The sequence below is a fragment of the Pseudomonas xanthosomatis genome, from assembly GCF_019139835.1.
Taxonomy (GTDB): domain Bacteria; phylum Pseudomonadota; class Gammaproteobacteria; order Pseudomonadales; family Pseudomonadaceae; genus Aquipseudomonas; species Aquipseudomonas fakonensis.
Window position 1 is genome coordinate 1,968,551 of the sequence record NZ_CP077075.1, and the last position, 19,535, is coordinate 1,988,085.

Here is a 19,535-nt window from a genome sequence, read left to right on the forward strand (position 1 = left end):
CGCAGAGAACTGGGCACGACCCCGCCGCTCCCACAGGTCCTTGCTAAATCAATGAGTTATGTGCAGTTCTATGAGAGCTGACTTGCCAGCGATGAGGCAGGCAGCCCTGGCACACATGTTTGTTTGCAGGCCCGGCCCTATCGTCGGCAAGCCGGCTACAGGTAAAGCGCGGGCATAGGCTCAGCGCAACATGTTGCGCGCTTCCAGCAACTCGCCGATCTCAAGCTCTGTGCCATACGGCAGCCCGAGGTGCCGATACGCCGGCAAAGCCGCCAATGGCCGGCTGCGGCCACGCTGGCTCACGCATTTGGCAATCTGCACCACATCGATGTAATCGACCTTGTCGGTGCGCCGGTCCAGGTCCTGCACCTGGCTCGGCAGCTTCACCAGTTGTTCGGGGAACTCCCACGACGACAGGATCTTGTCACCCAGCACCGGCTGGATCTGTTCGATCACGTAGTGCAGGCATACCGGGTCGGAGAGCAGCTCGTTGTGCTCTTCGGCGTAGATCAGTACCGGCAGCGCGCCGATCTGATGGACCAGCCCGCTCAGGGTGGCCTGGTCGGGCTTGAGTTCAGGGGTGTAGCGCCGGCACAGTTCATAGCTGATGCCGGCCACTTCCAGGCTGTTGGCCCAGATATCGCGTAATTTGTTTTCTACCGCCGGGGCCCGGGCATGGAAGATCTGCTCGATCACCAGGCCGATGGCCAGGTTGCAGCTGTAGTTGATGCCCAAACGGGTGATGGCGGTGTGCAGGTCGGTGACTTCCACGGCGGCGCGCAGCAGCGGGCTGTTGACCACCTTGATCAGGCGCGCCGAGAGGGCGGCGTCGCGGCCGATCACCTTGCTCAGGGCCGATACGCTGATCTCGCTGTCCTCGGCGGCCTCGCGAATGCTCAGCGCTACCTCTGGCAGGGTCGGCAGCACCAGGTCGTCGTTATCGATGGCTGCCAGCAATTGTGCTTGGACCATCTCGGCCAGCTTGTTCATGGACTTCTCTACCGCAAAGGTGGTGCAGCCCCGCTGTTGGCGGGGCGGGTTGGTCAGCGTTGGATTTCCCGGTCGCGGTCCAGTTCGTATGGCAGATCGAGCAGTGTCAGGCGCGGGCCTTCCAGGCTGCCCAGGTGCAGGTTGTCATCGGCCACGGCATCGGCGCTGAGCACTGCCAGCAGCTCGACGTTGTGGCCGGTGTTGGCGGCAATCACCACCTCGCCGACCGACGAGCCGTGGGTGGGCGAGAAGATCTCGGCTCCTGGCGCTGGCAGCTCGGCCTGTTCGAGCGCCAGGCGGTACTGGCGGCGCTTGAGCTTGCCCAGATACTGCATGCGCGCGACGATTTCCTGGCCGGTATAGCAACCCTTCTTGAAGCTCACGCCGTCGACCGCCTGCAGGTTGATCATCTGCGGGATGAACAGTTCGCGGGTGGGGCCCATGACTTGACCGATACCGGCGCGCACCTGGCCCAGCAGCCAGTCATTGAGCGTGCCTTCGGCCAGCGTGGCGGCGAGTTTTTCGCGCACGGCGTCAGCTTGCGCGGCAGGTGCCCACAGTTCGGCGCGGCCGACACTTGCGCGGATGGCGATCAGGCCTTCATGACGAACGGTCGCCCCGGCGGCATCCGGCAGTGCCAGGCCCAGGGCCTGGAGTGCGGCGTCGCCGTGCTGCAGGCCGAAGCGTACCCAGGCGGCGCTGTCGTCGCTGAGGGTGGCCTTGGAGAATACGGCGTACTTTTTGAGGTCGGCCAGTTGCGCCTCGAGCAGCTCGCCGGCCATGGCCAGCAGGTAGCCGTTGCCCTCGGGCAGTATGCGAAAGCTCGACTGCATGCGGCCCTTGACCATGCAGCGGGCACCCAGGCTCGCGTGGTCATCGCTGAGGTAGTTGATGTTGCAGGTCAGCTGGCCTTGCAGGAACTTGCCGGCATCGGAGCCGCGGACAGCGAGGACGCCCTCGTGGGTGAGCGTGCAGAAGAAAGCGGAATCGGCCATGGGTCATCGCGGTGGCTTAAAGACTGGCGGCCATCATAGAACGCCGGTAACAAAATAGGTAGGTGACTAGACCAACGCCCGGTGTCGCTTCGTTCGCTGCGCGGTATACTGCGCGACCATTCGAGGAGGGCCCCATGGTCGAACAAACTGAACTCAACCGGCTTTTCTGGCACAGCCGACGCGGCATGCTGGAACTCGACGTGCTGCTGGTGCCTTTCACCCAGGAGGTCTACCCGACCCTGAGCGAAGAGGACCGCGAGCTGTACCGTCGCCTGCTGACCTGCGAAGACCAGGACATGTTCGGCTGGTTCATGGAACGCAACGAATCGGAAGACGCCGAGCTGCAGCGCATGGTCCGCATCATCCTGGACCGTGTCCAGCCCAAGTGAGTGCTTCGAGTGCCGTTGGCAGGGTTCACGCCTGCTGCTGACGGCCTATGTCGCGAGTTGGGTGGCGGCAATCGTCACCCTGGCCGTCATCTCCATCCCTTTCTGGTTACGCCTGCTGTTGCTGGTGGTTTGCCTTGCGCACGCCTGTTGGGCCATCCCCCGTCGAATCCTGCTGACACACCCTGGTGCCATAACCGGGTTGCGCCGCGATGCGCGCGGCTGGCAGTTGTTCAGCCAGGCGCAGGGCTGGCAGCCGGTGCGCCTGTGCCGGGACAGTGTGGCGTTGCCGGGGCTGGTGGTGCTGAGGTTCGTGCGCCAGGGGCGCTGGTGGGCGCAAGGGCAGTGCGTGGCGCGGGATGCGCTGGAGCATGAGCAGCACAGGCGGCTGCGGGTGAGGTTGAAGTTCAGTCGGCGGCGCTGGGCAGAGGTAGTGCGTAGCTAGCCAGGCCGCTTCGCGAGGCAAGCCCGCTCCCACGATGGGCGTGGGAGCGGGCTTGCCCCGCGAAGCGGCCCGACACGGATATCAAAGCGGACTGAGAACGGTATCTACCGCCTCGGGCAGCATGCCCGGATAATCCAGGGTGTAGTGCAGCCCGCGGCTTTCTTTGCGCTGCATCGCCGAACGAATCATCAGCTCGGCCACTTGGGCGAGGTTGCGCAGCTCGATCAGGTCACGGCTGACTTTATAGTTGCTGTAGAACTCGTCGATCTCGTCCAGCAGCATGCGCACTCGGTGCTCGGCGCGTTGCAGGCGCTTGCTGGTGCGCACGATGCCCACGTAGTCCCACATGAAGCGGCGCAGCTCATCCCAGTTGTGCGCGATGATCACGTCCTCGTCCGAGTCGGTGACCTGGCTTGCATCCCAGCAGGGCAGGGTGCGGGGCATGCTGACCTGCTCCAGGTGAGCCTCTATGTCGGCTGCGGCGGCGCGGCCGTAGACGAAGCATTCGAGCAGCGAGTTGCTGGCCATGCGATTGGCGCCGTGCAGGCCGGTGCAGCTGGTTTCGCCGATGGCGTACAGGCCGGGCACGTCGGTATTGCCGCGGTCGTCGACCATCACCCCGCCGCAGGTGTAGTGGGCTGCCGGCACCACCGGGATGGGCTGGCGGGTGATGTCGATGCCAAAGCCCAGGCAGCGTTCGTACACCGTGGGGAAGTGGCTCTTGATGAAATCGGCCGGCTTGTGGGTGATGTCCAGGTACACGCAGTCCACGCCCAGGCGTTTCATCTCGTGGTCGATGGCGCGGGCGACGATGTCCCGCGGGGCCAGCTCTTCGCGCGGGTCGAAGCGCGGCATGAAGCGCTCGCCGTTGGGCAGGCGCAGCAGGGCGCCTTCGCCGCGCAGGGCCTCGGTGATCAGGAAGCTCTTGGCCTGCGGGTGGTACAGGCAGGTGGGGTGGAACTGGTTGAACTCAAGGTTGGCCACCCGGCAGCCGGCGCGCCAGGCCATGGCGATGCCGTCGCCGCAGGCGCCGTCGGGGTTGCTGGTATAAAGGTAGACCTTGGCTGCGCCGCCGGTCGCCAGCACGGTGAAGCGTGCGCCGAAGGTGTCGACTTCGCCGCTGTTGCGGTCCAGTACGTAGGCGCCCAGGCAGCGCTCGCCGACAAGGCCCAGACGGCGCTCGGTGATCAGGTCGACCGCCACGCGTTGTTCCAGCAGCTGGATGTTGGGGCGCTTGCGGGCTTGCCCCAGCAGGGTGGTGAAGATCGCCGCCCCTGTGGCGTCGGCGGCATGGATGATGCGCCGATGGCTGTGCCCGCCCTCGCGGGTGAGGTGGAACTCGAAGCCGCCGTCATCGACGCTGTAGTGCTCGTCACGGGTGAACGGCACGCCTTGCTCGATCAGCCATTGGATGGCTTCACGGCTGTGCTCGACGGTAAAACGCACGGCGTCTTCGTCGCACAGGCCGCCGCCGGCGTTGAGGGTATCCTCGACATGGGATTGTACGGTGTCGGTGTCGTCGAGCACCGCGGCAACACCGCCCTGAGCCCAGAAGGTCGAACCGTTGGCCAGGTCGCCCTTGCTCAGCACGGCGATGCGCAGGTTGCCGGGGAGGTTCAGTGCCAGGCTCAGGCCAGCGGCACCGCTGCCGATCACCAGGACATCATGTTGGAATTGTTGGCTCATGTCGGGGCACTAGTAATCTTTGGAAGGGGCGCGGCACAATAGTCGAGCGCAGATGGCATTGTGAAACTATCGTGAAATCGGGCCGGGGTGCCTTTATAGCAGCCATAGGTGCCTGATTTCCAATAGCGCTTGCGTGCCGCTGGCGATCTTCTTGGGAACTTTCCTACACTCGTGGAAATCCTAAGAAGGCTGCCCGCACGCCACATTTTGCCGCGGCGACGCAGGGCGGCAGCTCTATCTTGGGCTGGCACCTGTGTAACGAAACCTGATTATCGACGCAGCCGGCCGTGACCGCGCTGCGACTTTCGTGCGAGCCGACCAAGGGCCGCAGGAAACTTGCTTGGGAGGGGAGAACTTTTGCGCAAAGCCCGAGTCTATGGTTGCAAGCCTGAACGATGGCAATCGCAACGCTCCTTCGAGCTTACTGAGGAGTGTTCATGCTAACCCAGGAAGAGGATCAGCAGCTTGTCGAGCGCGTGCAGCGCGGCGACAGGCGAGCGTTCGATCTGTTGGTGCTGAAGTATCAGCACAAGATTCTCGGGTTGATCGTGCGTTTCGTACACGACACCCATGAGGCGCAGGACGTGGCGCAGGAAGCCTTCATCAAGGCTTACCGGGCGCTCGGGAATTTCCGTGGTGACAGTGCTTTTTATACCTGGCTGTACCGCATCGCCATCAACACGGCGAAGAACTATCTGGTGTCCCGTGGAAGACGGCCGCCAGACAGCGATGTGAGCTCCGAGGATGCGGAGTTTTACGACGGCGATCATGGTCTCAAGGATCTCGAGTCCCCAGAGCGCTCGTTGTTGCGGGATGAAATCGAAGGCACTGTCCATCGCACCATCCAGCAACTGCCGGAAGATTTGCGTACGGCCCTGACGCTGCGCGAGTTCGATGGTCTGAGTTACGAGGACATTGCCAGTGTCATGCAATGCCCGGTGGGTACCGTGCGCTCTCGAATCTTCCGCGCTCGGGAGGCCATAGATAAAGCCCTGCAACCTCTGTTGCAGGACACCTGAGACAGCGGCGACAGCCAAGAGAGGAACCGCCATGAGTCGTGAAGCTTTGCAGGAATCGCTGTCCGCGGTAATGGATAACGAAGCGGACGAACTGGAACTGCGTCGGGTATTGAATGCCGTCGACGATGCCGAAACCCGTGCCACCTGGTCGCGTTACCAGGTTGCACGTGCAGCCATGCACAAAGAACTGCTGCTGCCCAAGCTGGATATTGCTTCGGCAGTATCTGCGGCGCTGGCCGACGAGGCCGTGCCGGCCAAGGTCAAGCAGGGCCCGTGGCGCAGCATCGGCCGCCTGGCCGTGGCCGCTTCGGTGACCGTTGCCGTACTGGCGGGCGTACGTTTCTATAACCAGGACGAAATCACCGGTGCGGAACTTGCTGCCCAGCAGCCCGTACAGCAAGGCCTGAGCGTGCCACAGGCACAAGGTCCGGCTGTGCTGGCAGGCTACAGCGAAGGCAGCGAGCAGGCGCCCGGCCCGATGGCCAATGGTGTGCTGCAGAACCAGGCTGGTTGGGACAAACGCCTGCCGGACTACCTGCGCCAGCACGCTCAGGAATCCGCGCTCAAGGGCACTGAAACCGCATTGCCTTACGCTCGCGCCGCCAGCCTGGAAAACCGCTAGTAAGGAGGATCATGCGCGCGCTCCCTCTCCTGTCGCTGCTGCTTGGCAGCAGCCTGGCAGTGCAGGCCCTGGCCGCGAACTCCTCGCCCGAGGCGAGTGAGTGGCTGAACAAGCTGGCCCGGGCCGAACAAGCGCAGAGCTACCAGGGTTCGTTCGTTTACGAGCGCAATGGCAGCTTTTCCAGCCACGATATCTGGCATCGCGTCCAGGCCGGCAAGGTCAGCGAGCGGCTGTTGCAGCTCGACGGTGCGGCCCAGGAAATCGTGCGTGTGGATGGCAAGGTGCAATGCGTCAGCGGCGCCTTGGTCAGCGGAGTGGGCTCCCCGCCCGATTCGGCTGCGCGCGTGCTCGACCCCCTCAAGCTGATGAGCTGGTACGACCTGAGTGTCGCGGGCAAGTCCCGCGTCGCCGGGCGTGATGCGGTAATCGTCACCCTGCGCCCGCGCGATCAGCACCGCTACGCCTTCGAATTGCACCTGGATCGCCAGACCGGCCTGCCGCTGCGCTCGTTGATGCTCAACGACAAGGGGCAGCTGCTCGAGCGCTTCCAGATGACCCGCCTGGACACCGACGCCACCCTCACCGATGCCGATTTGGCCGGCAGCGCCGCGTGCAAGCCGGTCGAGCGGGTGGCGGCCACCACTGCTGAAGCCGTTGCCGGTTGGCGCTCCGACTGGCTGCCGCCGGGTTTCGAGCTGATCAACAGCAGCGTGCGCCGTGACCCCGAGCGCAAGAGCACGGTCAGCAGCCTGATGTACGACGATGGCCTGGCGCGTTTCTCGGTGTTCCTCGAGCCCGTCAGTGAAGGGGCGGGCGCCGATACCCGCGCCCAACTTGGCCCCACCGTCGCGGTTTCGCGCCACCTCACCACGCCCAAAGGCAAGGTGATGGTCACTGTGGTCGGCGAGATTCCACTGGGCACCGCCGAGCGCGTGGCGCTGTCGATGCGGGCCCAGGATGCCCAAGCCAGCCAATGACGGTGGCCTTCCTGACAGCTTCTGTTACACAGTGCTGACATGAAATTAACGCATTGTCATTTGCAATCCAGCCGCAAATTTTCTATAGGTCAGGCTTCTCGGAGTCTGGCCTTTCCTGCGTTTGCAGGGCCTTACTGCTAACTACGCTCGTTGTGACGGGAGCCGTATGTCAATACCACGCTTGAAAACCTACCTATCGATGTTCGCCGCCGTGCTGATGCTCGGCCAGGTGCTCACCGCCCAGGCCGAGGAGTCGCTGCCCGACTTCACCACCCTGGTCGAGCAGGCCTCGCCGGCCGTGGTCAACATCAGTACCAAGCAGAAGCTGCCGGACCGCCGCGTTGCCGCCGGGCAGATGCCTGACCTCGAAGGCCTGCCGCCGATGTTCCGCGAGTTCTTCGAGCGCAACATGCCGCAGCAGCCGCGTTCGCCCCGTGGTGATCGCCAGCGCGAGGCGCAGTCGCTGGGCTCGGGCTTCATCATTTCCAGCGATGGCTACGTGCTGACCAACAACCACGTGGTTGCCGATGCCGACGAGATCATCGTGCGCCTGTCCGACCGCAGCGAGCTGCAAGCCAAGCTGGTGGGCACCGACCCGCGCACCGACGTGGCCCTGCTCAAGGTCGAGGGCAAGAACCTGCCGACCGTCAAACTGGGTGATTCCGAGAAGCTCAAGGTGGGTGAATGGGTGCTGGCCATCGGTTCGCCGTTCGGCTTCGACCATTCGGTGACCAAAGGTATCGTCAGCGCCAAGGGCCGTACCCTGCCCAACGACACCTACGTGCCGTTCATCCAGACCGACGTGGCGATCAACCCGGGTAACTCCGGTGGCCCGCTGTTCAACATGAAGGGCGAAGTGGTGGGTATCAACTCGCAGATCTTCACCCGCTCCGGCGGCTTCATGGGCCTGTCCTTCGCCATTCCGATCGACGTGGCCATCGACGTCTCCAACCAGTTGAAAAAAGACGGCAAGGTCAGCCGTGGCTGGCTGGGCGTAGTCATCCAGGAGGTCAACAAGGACCTGGCCGAGTCCTTCGGCCTGGATAAACCGGCCGGTGCGCTGGTAGCCCAGGTGCTGGAGAACGGCCCGGCGGCCAAGGGTGGCCTGCAAGTGGGTGACGTGATCCTGAGCATGAACGGCCAGCCGATCGTCATGTCGGCCGACCTGCCGCATCTGGTCGGCAGCCTGAAGGACGGCGCGGTGGCCAAGCTTGAGATCATCCGCAACGGCAAGCGCCAGAACCTCGACGTGACCGTCGGCGCCCTGCCGGACGATGATGCCGACATCGGCACCGGTGGCGAAGGCAGCGCCGAGCGCAGCAGCAACCGCCTGGGCGTTTCCGTGGCTGACCTCAGCGCCGAGCAGAAGAAGTCGCTGGAGCTCAAGGGCGGCGTGGTTATCAAGGAAGTGCAGGATGGCCCGGCAGCGCTGATCGGCCTGCGCCCGGGTGATGTCATCAGCCACCTGAACAACCAGGCCATCGGCTCGGCCAAGGAATTCACCGAAATTGCCAAGGGCCTGCCGAAGAACCGTTCGGTGTCGATGCGCGTGCTGCGTCAGGGCCGTGCCAGCTTCATCACCTTCAAGTTGGCTGAATAAGCTGATAGTGAGGTAGGAAAAGGGCAGCTTCGGCTGCCCTTTTACGTAGCAGCCAATATTACAAAGCTCTACGTGGGAGCGGGCTTGCCCCGCGACGAGGCCTGATCAGGCCTCATCGCGGGGCAAGCCCGCTCCCACAAGGGATGTAGAGCAGCCGATAGAGGAATCTCCCATATCCCTGCGGCTTGAGGTACAATTCCCGGCTATTTTTCGGCGGGCGTCCGGCTCGCAGCCTTTTCGAGTGTTGACCCGTGAGTGATTTGAGTCATATCCGCAATTTCTCCATCATCGCCCACATCGACCATGGCAAGTCGACGCTGGCCGACCGTTTCATCCAGATGTGCGGTGGCCTGTCGGCGCGCGAAATGGAAGCCCAGGTCCTCGACTCCATGGACCTGGAGCGCGAGCGCGGGATCACCATCAAGGCCCACAGCGTCACCCTGCACTACAAGGCGCAGGACGGCAAAACCTACCAGCTGAACTTCATCGATACCCCCGGCCACGTCGACTTCACCTATGAAGTCTCGCGTTCGCTGGCGGCCTGCGAGGGTGCCTTGCTGGTGGTTGACGCAGGCCAGGGCGTCGAAGCCCAGTCGGTAGCCAACTGCTACACCGCCATCGAGCAGGGCCTGGAAGTCATGCCGGTGCTGAACAAGATGGACCTGCCCCAGGCCGACCCGGACCGCGTCAAGGACGAGATCGAGAAGATCATCGGCATCGACGCCACCGACGCCGTGGCCTGCAGCGCCAAGAGCGGCATGGGCGTGAACGAGGTGCTCGAGCGCCTGGTGCACACCATTCCCGCCCCTGAAGGCGAAATCGACGCGCCGTTGCAGGCGCTGATCATCGACTCCTGGTTCGACAACTACCTGGGCGTGGTCTCGCTGGTGCGTGTGCGCCATGGCCGCGTCAAGAAAGGCGACAAGATCCTGGTCAAGTCCACCGGCAAGGTGCACCTGGTCGACAGCGTCGGCGTGTTCACCCCGAAACACACGCAAACCGCCGACCTGAAAGCCGGTGAAGTGGGCTTCATCATCGCCAGCATCAAGGACATTCACGGCGCGCCGGTAGGTGACACCCTGACCCTGTCCTCGACCCCTGAAGTCGAAGTGCTGGCCGGCTTCAAGAAAATCCAGCCACAGGTCTACGCCGGCCTGTTCCCGGTCAGCTCCGACGACTTCGAAGACTTCCGCGACGCCCTGCAAAAGCTGACGCTCAACGACTCGTCGCTGCAGTACATGCCGGAAAGCTCCGATGCACTGGGCTTCGGCTTCCGTTGCGGCTTCCTCGGCATGCTGCACATGGAGATCATCCAGGAGCGCCTGGAGCGCGAATACGACCTGGACCTGATCACCACCGCACCAAGCGTGATCTACGAGCTGGAGCTGAAAACCGGCGAAACCATCGTCGTCGATAACCCGTCGAAGCTGCCGGACGTCTCGTCTGTCACTGATTTCCGCGAGCCGATCGTCACCGCCACCATCCTGGTTCCGCAGGAGCACCTGGGCAACGTCATCACCCTGTGTATCGAAAAACGCGGCGTGCAGCGCGACATGCAGTTCCTCGGCAGCCAGGTGCAAGTGCGCTATGACATGCCGATGAACGAAGTGGTGCTGGACTTCTTCGACCGCCTCAAGTCCACCAGCCGCGGCTACGCTTCGCTGGACTATCATTTCGATCGCTACCAGTCGGCCAACCTGGTGAAGCTGGACGTGCTGATCAACGGTGACAAGGTCGATGCCCTGGCACTGATCGTGCACCGTGACAACGCCGCCTACAAAGGCCGCGCGTTGACCGAGAAGATGAAGGAACTGATCCCTCGCCAGATGTTCGACGTGGCGATCCAGGCTGCCATCGGCGGCCAGATCATCGCGCGTACAACCGTCAAGGCGCTCAGAAAGAACGTACTGGCCAAATGCTACGGCGGCGACGTGAGCCGTAAGAAAAAGCTGCTCGAGAAGCAGAAGGCCGGTAAGAAACGCATGAAACAGGTGGGTAACGTGGAGATTCCACAGGAAGCCTTCCTCGCCGTGCTCAGGTTGGATAGCTAGGTCCTATGTCGCTAAATTTCCCGCTGTTGCTCGTCATTGCCGTAGCCGTCTGTGGCCTGTTGGGCCTGATCGACCTGCTGTTCCTGGCCCCGCGCCGGCGGGCGGCGATCGCCACCTACCAAGGCAGCGTCACCCAGCCAGAAATGGCCGTGGTGGAGCGGCTGAACAAGGAACCGTTGCTGGTGGAGTATGGCAAGTCGTTCTTCCCGGTACTGTTCATCGTGCTGGTGCTGCGTTCGTTCCTGGTCGAGCCGTTCCAGATCCCTTCGGGGTCGATGAAGCCGACCCTCGAAGTGGGCGACTTCATCCTGGTGAACAAGTTCTCCTACGGCATTCGCCTGCCGGTGATCGACAAGAAGGTCATCGAAGTGGGTGACCCGCAGCGCGGCGATGTGATGGTGTTCCGCTACCCAAGCGACCCGAACGTCAACTACATCAAGCGTGTGGTCGGCCTGCCGGGCGACCAGATCAGCTACACCAACGACAAGCGCCTGTTCGTCAACGGCCAGCCGGTCGCTGAACAGCTGGTCGGCAGCGAGCCGGGTACCTTGGGCAGCGCTCAGCTGTACAAGGAGAAACTGGGCGAGGCCGAGCACCTGATCCGCAAGGAAATGACCCGTTATCGCATGCCGCCGGACCAGCAATGGACCGTGCCGGCCGGGCATTACTTCATGATGGGCGACAACCGCGACAACTCCAACGACAGCCGCTACTGGGACGACCCCAACATCCCGAAAGAACTGCACGGCATGGTTCCGGACCGGAACATCGTCGGCAAGGCCTTCGCCGTGTGGATGAGCTGGCCGGAACCAAAGCTGAGCCACTTGCCGAACCTTTCGCGGGTCGGCCTGATCCACTGAGCATCGACGGCGCTGTCTGCGGACAGCGCCGATTGCATTTCTGACATAGGCTTGTGTTCTCAAGGACAGAGATCTCGCCGTTTGCGCGACGAGCACAGCCAAACCGTCTTTCAGGAAGTTGATTTGAATAACCCGTTGAACACCGCTGGAGTGGCCCGATGAGCGCCTCTCTCGACCGCCTGGAGCGCAAGCTCGGCTACACCTTCAAGAACCAGGACCTGATGCTGCTGGCCCTGACTCACCGCAGTTATGCCGGGCGCAACAACGAGCGCCTGGAATTCCTCGGTGACGCCATTCTCAACTTCGTGGTCGGCGAAGCGCTGTTCGAGCGCTTCCCGCAGGCCCGCGAAGGCCAGCTGTCGCGCCTGCGCGCACGCCTGGTCAAGGGCGAGACCCTGGCCCGCCTGGCCCGTGGCTTCGATTTGGGTGAGTACCTGCGCCTGGGTTCGGGCGAGCTCAAGAGCGGCGGTTTTCGCCGTGAGTCGATTCTCGCCGACGCCCTCGAGGGCCTGATTGGCGCGATCTACCAGGACGCCGACATGCAGACCGCCCGCGAGCGGATCCTGGCCTGGCTGACTGACGAGTTCGACGGCCTGACCCTGGTGGACACCAACAAGGACCCGAAAACCCGCCTGCAGGAGTTCCTGCAGTCCCGCGCCTGCGAACTGCCACGCTACGAAGTGGTGGACATCCAGGGCGAACCGCACTGCCGGACCTTCTTCGTCGAATGCGAAGTGGTGCTGCTGAACAACAAGAGCCGTGGCCAGGGCGTGAGCCGGCGTATCGCCGAGCAGGTCGCAGCTGCCGCTGCATTGATCGCCCTGGGCGTGGAGAATGGCAATGACTGAGAACACTTCGACCCGCTGCGGCTATGTAGCCATCGTCGGTCGCCCGAACGTGGGCAAGTCGACGCTGCTCAACCACATTCTCGGGCAAAAGCTCGCGATCACCTCGCGCAAGCCGCAGACCACCCGCCACAACATGCTCGGCATCAAGACCGAGGGCGACGTGCAGGCGATCTACGTCGACACCCCCGGCATGCACAAGGCCAACGACAAGGCCCTGAACCGCTACATGAACCGCAACGCCTCGGCGGCGCTCAAAGACGTCGATGTGGTGATCTTCGTGGTCGATCGCACCAAGTGGACCGACGAGGACCAACTGGTGCTGGAGCGCGTGCAGTACGTCACCGGCCCGCTGATCATCGCGGTCAACAAAACCGACCGCATGGAAGAGAAGGCCGAGTTGATCCCGCACCTGCAGTGGCTGCAGGTGCAACTGCCCAACGCCGAAGTGATGCCGATTTCCGCGCAGCAGGGGCATAACCTCGACGCGCTGGAAGCGCAGATCGCCAAGCATCTGCCGGAAAACGACCACTTCTTCCCCGAAGACCAGATCACCGACCGCAGCAGCCGCTTCCTGGCCGCAGAACTGGTGCGCGAGAAGATCATGCGCCAGCTGGGTGCGGAGCTGCCGTACCAGATCACCGTGGAAATCGAGGAGTTCAAGCAGCAGGGCCATGTGCTGCACATCCATGCGTTGATCCTGGTGGAACGCGACGGCCAGAAGAAGATCATCATTGGCGACAAGGGCGAGCGCATCAAGCGCATCGGCTCCGAGGCGCGCAAGGACATGGAAGTGCTGTTCGACTCCAAGGTCATGCTCAACCTGTGGGTCAAGGTCAAGGGCGGCTGGTCCGACGACGAACGTGCCCTGCGTTCGCTGGGTTACGGCGACCTGTAACAAGTCCCGAGCAATCGGCGAACCCTGTGGGAGCGGGCTTGCCCGCGAATGCGATGGTGAATTCACCGCCGCTTTCGCGGGCCAACCCGCTCCCACAGGCACATCTGGCCCCTAGAGACCGACATGGACCAACCCACCCCGCAACCCGCCTACGTGCTGCACAGCCGCGCCTACAAGGAAACCAGCGCGCTGGTGGACTTCCTCACCCCTCAGGGGCGAGTGCGCGCGGTGCTGCGCCGGGCCCGCGGCAAGGGTGGCAGCCTGGTGCGCCCGTTCGTGCCGCTGGAGGTGGAGCTGCGCGGGCGCGGCGAGCTGAAGAATGTCGGGCGCCTGGACAGCAGCGGCATCGCTGCCTGGCTGCATGGCGATGCGCTGTTCAGCGGGTTGTACCTCAACGAACTGCTGATGCGCCTGCTGCCCGCCGAAGCACCACACCCGGCACTGTTCGAACACTACACCCTCACGCTGCAGGCCCTGGCCGCCGGCCGGCCGCTGGAGCCTTTGCTGCGCTCGTTCGAATGGCGCCTGCTGGACGAGTTGGGCTACGCCTTCGCCCTGGATCACGACGCCAATGGCCTGCCGGTGGTCGAGGAGGGGCTTTACCGCTTGCAGGTGGACGCGGGCCTCGAGCGCGTCGAGCTGTTCCAGCCCGGCCTGTTCAAGGGCACCGAGTTGCTGGCCCTGGCCCAAGCCGAGTGGCAGGCGCCCGGCGCCTTGCTGGCTGCCAAGCGCCTGATGCGCCAGGCCCTGGCCGTGCACCTGGGGCCCAAGCCGCTGGTCAGCCGGGAACTGTTTCGCAAGCGTTGATCAGCACGTATGCTGTCGGCCTCAACCCTCAGGAGTGCCCCTTCGTGACTCACAGCAACCGCATGCTTCTTGGCGTCAACATCGACCACGTGGCGACCCTTCGCCAGGCCCGGGGCACGCGTTACCCAGACCCGGTCAAGGCCGCGCTGGACGCCGAGGAAGCGGGTGCCGACGGCATCACCGTGCACCTGCGCGAAGACCGCCGGCATATCCAGGAGCGTGACGTGGTGGTGCTCAAGGACGTGCTGCAGACCCGCATGAACTTCGAGATGGGCGTCACCGAAGAAATGATGGCGTTCGCCGAGAAGATCCGCCCGGCGCACATCTGCCTGGTGCCGGAAACCCGCCAGGAGCTGACCACCGAAGGTGGCCTGGATGTGGCCGGCCAGGAGGCACGCATCAAGGCCGCAGTGGAGCGCCTGGCGCGCACCGGCGCCGAGGTGTCGCTGTTCATCGACGCCGACGAGCGGCAGATCGAAGCCTCGCGCCGTGTCGGAGCCCCGGCCATCGAACTGCACACCGGCCGCTACGCCGATGCCGAAACGCCAACCGACGTGGCCGATGAGCTGCAGCGCATCAAGGATGGCGTGGCCTTTGGTGTCGGCCAGGGCCTGATCGTCAACGCAGGCCACGGCCTGCACTACCACAACGTCGAGGCGGTGGCGGCGATCAAGGGTATCAACGAGCTGAACATCGGCCACGCCCTGGTGGCCCATGCGCTGTTCGTCGGCTTCAAGGCCGCGGTGGCCGAAATGAAGGCGCTGATCGTCGCCGCTTCGCGCTGAAACCTGGGCTGTCTGTACCGACCTCTTCGCGGGTAAACCCGCTCCCACAGGGATCGCATGAGCTTCAGGCCTGCGATTTCCCTGCAGGAGCCGGTACCTCAGGCATGCGCAAAATCTGTGGGAGCGGGTTTACCCGCGAAGAGGCCAGAACAGGTAATCCTCACTCTGTTGCAAACACCAAGGTAAACCGCGTAGGCCCGCAAGCCGGGCTGCTCACCTCGACCCGCCCGCCATGCAATTGCATGATCGACTTCACGATCGCCAGCCCCAACCCCGTCCCGCCCTCCAGCCGTGAACGCCCGGCCCCTGCACGGTAGAAACGTTCGAACAGGTGCGGCAGGTGCACCTCACCGATACCCGGCCCGCTGTTCTGCACCCATATCGCGACCTCGTTCGCCAGGCGCTCGATCCCCACCGCCACCGGCTGCCCCGCCGGCCCATGGCGTATGGCATTGCTCAGCAGGTTCGACAGCGCCCGCTGGAACATCAGGCGGTCGGCCATGGCCGTGCCCCAACCCTGCATGTGCAGCGAAATATCCTTGAGCTCGGCACTGCAGGCGAACAGCTCGCTGACCCGCGCCACTTCATCGGCCAGCGCCACCGGCACCAGGTTCAATTGGCTGTGCGGCTGGCTCACCTGGGCCAAAAACAGCATGTCGTTGATGATGCGGCTGAGCCGGGTCAGCTCCTCGATGCTGTCTTCAAGCGCTTCGCGGTACTTGTCGCCATCACGCTCGCGGGCCAGGGTCACCTGGGCCTTGCCCATCAGGTTGCCGATGGGCGTGCGCAGTTCATGGGCCAGGTCATCGGAAAACTGCGACAGCTGGCTGACGCCCTGGTCCAGGCGGTCGAGCATGACGTTGATGGCCCTGGCCAACTCGGCAAGCTCTTCCGGCAGGCCGTCCTGCGGCAGGCGGTGGCCCAGGTCGTGGGCCGACACCTGCCCGGCAATGCGCCGGAAGTGGCGCAGCGGGCGCAGGCCGCGCTGCACCAGCTTCCAGGCGACCATGCCGATCAGCAGCAACAGCAGCGGCAGGGCCAGCAGGGTCGAGTGCAGGTAAGCCTGGAGCAACGCGTTGTCGTCGCCGCGCTCCAAAGACATCAGCACTTTCACCGGGGTGTCGTCGCGCAGGCGCATCAGGCGGCTGGCGGTAAGAATCTGCCGGCCATCGGCGTCGCGCCATTCGTGAAAGGCCAGCCGGTTTTCGGCTTCAAGCGCCAGCAGGTGCTGCGATTGCAGCGCCGGGCCCAGGCTCAGCAGGGCAGGATGACGGCCAGCTACGGCCAGCACGCTCAGGCTGAGGTTGTCGTGGCCCATTACCAGGTCGAGCAGCGGGTGGGCGCGGGCGCCGAGGTCGTCGCTACGCAGGTCTACCCGCAGGTTGTGTTCCACCTGTTGCATCTTGCGGGTCAAGTCCTTGCGCGCGCGGCTGTCCAGTTCGTGGTCCAGGGCGAACACCGCAAGGCACGCCAGCAGCAGCACCAGCGCCGCGCCCAGCAGGGTGACGGTGAGGCCCAGGCGCAGCGACAGGGTGTTGCGCTTCACACCCGTGCCTCGAGCACGTAGCCCACGCCGCGCAGTGTGTGGATCAGCTTGTCTTCGAACGGGTCGTCGATTTTTGCCCGCAGGCGGCGGATCGACACCTCCACCACGTTGGTGTCGCAATCGAAGTTCATGTCCCACACCAGCGAGATGATCTGGGTGCGCGACAGCACCTCACCGCTCTGGCGCATCAACAGGTGCAGCAGGGCGAACTCTTTGGCGGTCAGGTCGATGCGCTGGCCGCCACGAAAGGCCCGGTGCCGGCCAGGGTCGAGCTCCAGGTCGGCGACTTTCAGAGTGCTCGGTTGCAGGCGCTGGTCGTTGCGCCGCAGCAGGCTGCGGATACGCGCCAGCAGTTCGGGAAACTCGAACGGCTTGAGCAGGTAGTCGTCGGCGCCCAGGTCCAGGCCCTTGACCCGGTCGGCCAGGCGGCCGTGGGCGGTGAGCATCATGATCCGCGTGGCGGATTCTGCGCGCAGGCGCTGCAGTACGCTCCAGCCGTCCAGTTCGGGCAGGTTGACGTCGAGGATCACCAGGTCGTAGGGCTGTTGGCGGGCCAGGTGCAGGCCGTCGGTGCCAGTGTGGGCGCAGTCCACCACGTAGCCGTTTTCGCGCAGGCCTTGCTGCAGGTAGTCGGCGGTACGCGGTTCGTCCTCGATGATCAGTAGGCGCATGGTCGGGCTCGGTGGTGGAAAGGGTGGCGATTCTCGACCCTGTAGCGGGATCAGGGTCAAGCGCCGGGGATGTTACGGGATGCGAACGGGGAAGCGGCGGGGATAACGGATTTGTAATGTTCGGGTCATGTGCCGGACAGGCCTGGCCTTATCGCGGGGCAAGCCTTGCCTTGCAAGACTGTAATCCCCGCCTCACCTTGGCGTTAGCTGCCCCTTGCCAAGATGGCCCGGTCAAAACGGTTATCACGAGGCAAGCATGATGAACCCGAGCAAATACCTGCTGCTGGCGATCCTCGCCCTGGGCAGCACCAGCGTTTTCGCCGAGGGTGGCGCGGAGCGCTCGAAGCAGTTCTGGCAGGCGTTCCGCGAGGACCAGGTGCGCCTGCATGGTGATGACAATCAGCAAGTGCTGGCCGAGCGTGAGCGCAAGGCCGAGGAAAAGGCCCGCGAGGTGGCCAAGGACTGAGTGGCTGGTTAACAGGGGGTGCGTTGCGCCCCTTCGCGGGTAAACCCGCTCCCACAGGTACTGCGCCTGATCCAGACTCTGCGCGGTCCTGTGGGAGCGGGTTTACCCGCGAAGGGCTGATCAGCTTACTTGCGTGCCAGCAACGTCGCCCGGCGCGGCGCGGGCAGGCCTTCGACGGTTTTGCTGTGGTCGTCGGGGTCGAGGAAATCGGCCAGCGACTGGTAGCGCATCCATTCGGTGCTGCGCTGCTCCTCGACGCTGGTGACGCTGACGTCGACGCAGCGCACATCGCTGAAACCGGCCCGGCGCAGCCAGCGCTCCAGCGCCGGTACCGACGGCAGGTACCAGACGTTGCGCATCTGCGCGTAGCGGTCCTCGGGCACCAGCACCTGGTTTTCGTCACCTTCGATCACCAGGGTTTCCAGCACCAGCTCCCCGCCTTTCACCAGGCAGTCCTTGAGTGCCAGCAGGTGCTCGATGGGCGAGCGGCGATGGTAGAACACCCCCATCGAGAACACCGTGTCGAAGCCCTCCAGGCTGGCTGGCAGGTCTTCCAGGGCGAACGGCAGGTGCCAGGCCGCAAGCTCCGGCAGGTACTGCTGCACCGCCTGGAACTGGCAGAAGAACAGCCAGTTAGGGTCCACGCCGATGACCATGTCGGCGCCGGCACCGAGCATGCGCCACTGGTAGTAGCCGTTACCGCAGCCGACATCCAGTACGCGTTTGCCCTTGAGGTCCAGATGCGGGGCGACCCGCGACCATTTCCAGTCCGAGCGCCATTCGGTGTCGACATGCACGCCAAACAGATCGAACGGGCCCTTGCGCCAGGGCGAAAGCCCCATCAGCGCCTCGCGCACCTGAGCGCGGGTCGCGTCATCGCAAGCGCAGTCCAGGCGCAGGCCGTCGGCCAGGTCGACTTCGCTGGGCGCCAGCTTCGGCAAGGCGTCAAGCGCGCCGCGCCAGCGGTCGAGGTCGCCGTGGCCCTTGTCCATCTTGGCGTCGAGTTGTGCCTGCAGGCCTTGGGACCAGGTGGCAAGGGGCGTGCCCGCCAGACGGCGGACGAGGGGGGACAGATCGATCATGGCAGGGCTATCAGCGAGGCAAAATTCAGGCATTGGAACCACGGCACGACCTTGCTGAAACCAGCGGCCAGCAGGCGTTGTTCGTGGGTTTGCAGGGTGTCGGGCTTCATCACGTGTTCGATGGCGCTGCGTTTCTGGGCAATTTCCAGTTCGCTGTAGCCATTGGCCCGCTTGAAGTCCAGGTGCAGTTCGTTAAGCAACTGCTGCTGCTCTTCGTCCTCGAAGCGCAGCTTTTCCGAAAGAATCAGCGCACCGCCCGGCAGCAGGGCCTGGCGAATGCGCCCGAGCAGCTCCAGGCGCTGCTCGGGCGCGATGAACTGCAGGGTGAAGTTCATAGCCACCACCGAGGCTGGCTGCAGCGCCAAGGTCAGGATATCGGCTTCGATCACCTGTACCGGCAGCAACTCCTGGAACATCGAGTCCTGGGCGGTGAGGTACTGGCGGCAGCGCTCGACCATGGCCGCGGAGTTGTCCACCGCGATCACCTGGCAGCCGTCGGCACGCACATGCCGACGCAGCGCCTGGGTCACCGCGCCCAGCGAAGCGCCCAGGTCGTACAGCGCGGTATTGGGCTGGGCGAAGCGCGCAGCCAGCACGCCGAGGTTTTCGACGATGGTGGGGTAGCCGGGCACCGAGCGCTTGATCATGTCCGGGAACACTTGCACCACGGCCTCGTTGAAGACGAAGTCGGGCACCTGTTCCAGGGGTTGGGCGAATAGGCGGTCGGGTTCTTTGCTCACGGCAATCCAGGGTCGGGGGTGGAAGGCTGCGCATTCTAACGGATGTGGGTTTGATGTGCATGGG

20 protein-coding genes are annotated in these 19,535 nt (G+C 64.0%); 13 read left to right on the forward strand and 7 right to left on the reverse strand.

The window, feature by feature from the left end; all coding sequences use genetic code 11:
- Positions 1-180: 180 nt before the first annotated feature.
- Together KSS93_RS08800 and ygfZ are read right to left on the reverse strand one after the other, a co-directional pair.
- Positions 181-990, reverse strand: a complete 810-nt coding sequence (locus tag KSS93_RS08800; RefSeq protein WP_217887952.1) for an HDOD domain-containing protein — start codon at positions 988-990, stop codon at positions 181-183.
- A 53-nt stretch (positions 991-1,043) separates the two neighbouring features.
- Positions 1,044-1,985: a CAF17-like 4Fe-4S cluster assembly/insertion protein YgfZ gene (gene ygfZ, locus KSS93_RS08805; RefSeq protein WP_217887953.1), complete on the reverse strand. Its 942-nt coding sequence runs from the start codon at positions 1,983-1,985 to the stop codon at positions 1,044-1,046.
- Positions 1,986-2,119: 134 nt separating this feature from the next.
- On the opposite strand from ygfZ, the gene KSS93_RS08810 reads away from it, so the two are divergent.
- Positions 2,120-2,374 (forward strand): FAD assembly factor SdhE, encoded by a 255-nt coding sequence (locus KSS93_RS08810; protein ID WP_217842042.1) that lies wholly within the window; start codon positions 2,120-2,122, stop codon positions 2,372-2,374.
- Positions 2,358-2,816, forward strand: a complete 459-nt coding sequence (locus tag KSS93_RS08815) for a protein YgfX (RefSeq protein ID WP_217887954.1) — start codon at positions 2,358-2,360, stop codon at positions 2,814-2,816. Before KSS93_RS08810 ends, KSS93_RS08815 begins: the two co-directional genes overlap by 17 nt.
- A gap of 81 nt (positions 2,817-2,897) precedes the next feature.
- Here the strand turns inward: KSS93_RS08815 and nadB are convergent, their stop codons facing one another.
- Complete coding sequence (nadB, locus tag KSS93_RS08820) at positions 2,898-4,502, reverse strand: L-aspartate oxidase (protein WP_217887955.1); 1,605 nt, start codon at positions 4,500-4,502, stop codon at positions 2,898-2,900.
- Between the two features lie 437 nt (positions 4,503-4,939).
- Here nadB and rpoE point away from each other — a divergent pair, with 437 nt between their 5' ends.
- From rpoE to pdxJ, 10 genes are all read left to right on the forward strand, one after another.
- Complete coding sequence (rpoE, locus tag KSS93_RS08825) at positions 4,940-5,521, forward strand: RNA polymerase sigma factor RpoE/AlgU (RefSeq protein WP_008094990.1); 582 nt, start codon at positions 4,940-4,942, stop codon at positions 5,519-5,521.
- 31 nt (positions 5,522-5,552) lie between these two features.
- Positions 5,553-6,143: a sigma-E factor negative regulatory protein gene (locus KSS93_RS08830; RefSeq protein WP_217887956.1), complete on the forward strand. Its 591-nt coding sequence runs from the start codon at positions 5,553-5,555 to the stop codon at positions 6,141-6,143.
- An 11-nt stretch (positions 6,144-6,154) separates the two neighbouring features.
- Positions 6,155-7,120 carry a MucB/RseB C-terminal domain-containing protein gene (locus KSS93_RS08835; protein ID WP_217887957.1) on the forward strand — a complete coding sequence of 322 codons (966 nt, stop codon included), beginning with the start codon at positions 6,155-6,157 and terminating at the stop codon, positions 7,118-7,120.
- Positions 7,121-7,319: 199 nt separating this feature from the next.
- Complete coding sequence (locus KSS93_RS08840) at positions 7,320-8,720, forward strand: DegQ family serine endoprotease (RefSeq protein ID WP_369992123.1); 1,401 nt, start codon at positions 7,320-7,322, stop codon at positions 8,718-8,720.
- Between the two features lie 251 nt (positions 8,721-8,971).
- Positions 8,972-10,771, forward strand: a complete 1,800-nt coding sequence (gene lepA, locus KSS93_RS08845; protein WP_217887959.1) for a translation elongation factor 4 — start codon at positions 8,972-8,974, stop codon at positions 10,769-10,771.
- A gap of 5 nt (positions 10,772-10,776) precedes the next feature.
- Positions 10,777-11,631, forward strand: coding sequence for a signal peptidase I (gene lepB / locus KSS93_RS08850; RefSeq protein ID WP_217842048.1), 855 nt, complete (start codon positions 10,777-10,779; stop codon positions 11,629-11,631).
- Between the two features lie 158 nt (positions 11,632-11,789).
- The gene (gene rnc / locus KSS93_RS08855) at positions 11,790-12,479 is read left to right on the forward strand and encodes a ribonuclease III (protein WP_217887960.1); all 690 of its coding nucleotides are present in this window, start codon (positions 11,790-11,792) and stop codon (positions 12,477-12,479) included.
- The gene (gene era, locus KSS93_RS08860; RefSeq protein ID WP_217887961.1) at positions 12,472-13,374 is read left to right on the forward strand and encodes a GTPase Era; all 903 of its coding nucleotides are present in this window, start codon (positions 12,472-12,474) and stop codon (positions 13,372-13,374) included. The genes rnc and era overlap by 8 nt, the downstream gene beginning before the upstream one ends.
- A 123-nt stretch (positions 13,375-13,497) precedes the next feature.
- Positions 13,498-14,181, forward strand: coding sequence for a DNA repair protein RecO (gene recO, locus KSS93_RS08865; protein WP_217887962.1), 684 nt, complete (start codon positions 13,498-13,500; stop codon positions 14,179-14,181).
- A gap of 62 nt (positions 14,182-14,243) precedes the next feature.
- On the forward strand, positions 14,244-14,966 hold the full coding sequence (pdxJ, locus tag KSS93_RS08870) for a pyridoxine 5'-phosphate synthase (protein ID WP_369992124.1): 723 nt from the start codon (positions 14,244-14,246) through the stop codon (positions 14,964-14,966).
- A gap of 160 nt (positions 14,967-15,126) precedes the next feature.
- On the opposite strand, the gene KSS93_RS08875 is transcribed toward pdxJ, so the two are convergent.
- Both KSS93_RS08875 and KSS93_RS08880 read right to left on the reverse strand, forming a co-directional pair.
- Positions 15,127-16,512, reverse strand: coding sequence for a heavy metal sensor histidine kinase (locus KSS93_RS08875; protein ID WP_217887964.1), 1,386 nt, complete (start codon positions 16,510-16,512; stop codon positions 15,127-15,129).
- Positions 16,509-17,183, reverse strand: a complete 675-nt coding sequence (locus KSS93_RS08880; protein ID WP_217887965.1) for a heavy metal response regulator transcription factor — start codon at positions 17,181-17,183, stop codon at positions 16,509-16,511. The genes KSS93_RS08875 and KSS93_RS08880 overlap by 4 nt, the downstream gene beginning before the upstream one ends.
- Before the next feature lie 259 nt (positions 17,184-17,442).
- Here KSS93_RS08880 and KSS93_RS08885 point away from each other — a divergent pair, with 259 nt between their 5' ends.
- Entirely contained in the window at positions 17,443-17,649 is a 207-nt protein-coding gene (locus tag KSS93_RS08885; protein ID WP_217843530.1) for a hypothetical protein, read from the forward strand.
- Between the two features lie 125 nt (positions 17,650-17,774).
- Here the strand turns inward: KSS93_RS08885 and cmoB are convergent, their stop codons facing one another.
- A complete protein-coding gene (cmoB, locus tag KSS93_RS08890) occupies positions 17,775-18,731 on the reverse strand; it encodes a tRNA 5-methoxyuridine(34)/uridine 5-oxyacetic acid(34) synthase CmoB (RefSeq protein ID WP_217887966.1) in 957 nt (318 codons plus the stop codon).
- Positions 18,728-19,471: a carboxy-S-adenosyl-L-methionine synthase CmoA gene (cmoA, locus tag KSS93_RS08895; RefSeq protein ID WP_217887967.1), complete on the reverse strand. Its 744-nt coding sequence runs from the start codon at positions 19,469-19,471 to the stop codon at positions 18,728-18,730. Before cmoA ends, cmoB begins: the two co-directional genes overlap by 4 nt.
- Positions 19,472-19,535 lie beyond the last annotated feature (64 nt).

What these genes read in the sequence shown, in the direction of transcription:
- KSS93_RS08800 (WP_217887952.1), bottom strand. Translation starts at nt 990, where the DNA reads ATGAACAAGCTGGCCGAGATGGTCCAAGCACAATTGCTGGCAGCCATC.
- ygfZ (WP_217887953.1), bottom strand. Translation starts at nt 1,985, where the DNA reads ATGGCCGATTCCGCTTTCTTCTGCACGCTCACCCACGAGGGCGTCCTC.
- KSS93_RS08810 (WP_217842042.1), top strand. Translation starts at nt 2,120, where the DNA reads ATGGTCGAACAAACTGAACTCAACCGGCTTTTCTGGCACAGCCGACGC.
- nadB (WP_217887955.1), bottom strand. Translation starts at nt 4,502, where the DNA reads ATGAGCCAACAATTCCAACATGATGTCCTGGTGATCGGCAGCGGTGCC.
- rpoE (WP_008094990.1), top strand. Translation starts at nt 4,940, where the DNA reads ATGCTAACCCAGGAAGAGGATCAGCAGCTTGTCGAGCGCGTGCAGCGC.
- KSS93_RS08830 (WP_217887956.1), top strand. Translation starts at nt 5,553, where the DNA reads ATGAGTCGTGAAGCTTTGCAGGAATCGCTGTCCGCGGTAATGGATAAC.
- KSS93_RS08835 (WP_217887957.1), top strand. Translation starts at nt 6,155, where the DNA reads ATGCGCGCGCTCCCTCTCCTGTCGCTGCTGCTTGGCAGCAGCCTGGCA.
- KSS93_RS08840 (WP_369992123.1), top strand. Translation starts at nt 7,320, where the DNA reads ATGTTCGCCGCCGTGCTGATGCTCGGCCAGGTGCTCACCGCCCAGGCC.
- lepB (WP_217842048.1), top strand. Translation starts at nt 10,777, where the DNA reads ATGTCGCTAAATTTCCCGCTGTTGCTCGTCATTGCCGTAGCCGTCTGT.
- rnc (WP_217887960.1), top strand. Translation starts at nt 11,790, where the DNA reads ATGAGCGCCTCTCTCGACCGCCTGGAGCGCAAGCTCGGCTACACCTTC.
- era (WP_217887961.1), top strand. Translation starts at nt 12,472, where the DNA reads ATGACTGAGAACACTTCGACCCGCTGCGGCTATGTAGCCATCGTCGGT.
- recO (WP_217887962.1), top strand. Translation starts at nt 13,498, where the DNA reads ATGGACCAACCCACCCCGCAACCCGCCTACGTGCTGCACAGCCGCGCC.
- pdxJ (WP_369992124.1), top strand. Translation starts at nt 14,244, where the DNA reads ATGCTTCTTGGCGTCAACATCGACCACGTGGCGACCCTTCGCCAGGCC.
- KSS93_RS08880 (WP_217887965.1), bottom strand. Translation starts at nt 17,183, where the DNA reads ATGCGCCTACTGATCATCGAGGACGAACCGCGTACCGCCGACTACCTG.
- KSS93_RS08885 (WP_217843530.1), top strand. Translation starts at nt 17,443, where the DNA reads ATGAACCCGAGCAAATACCTGCTGCTGGCGATCCTCGCCCTGGGCAGC.
- cmoB (WP_217887966.1), bottom strand. Translation starts at nt 18,731, where the DNA reads ATGATCGATCTGTCCCCCCTCGTCCGCCGTCTGGCGGGCACGCCCCTT.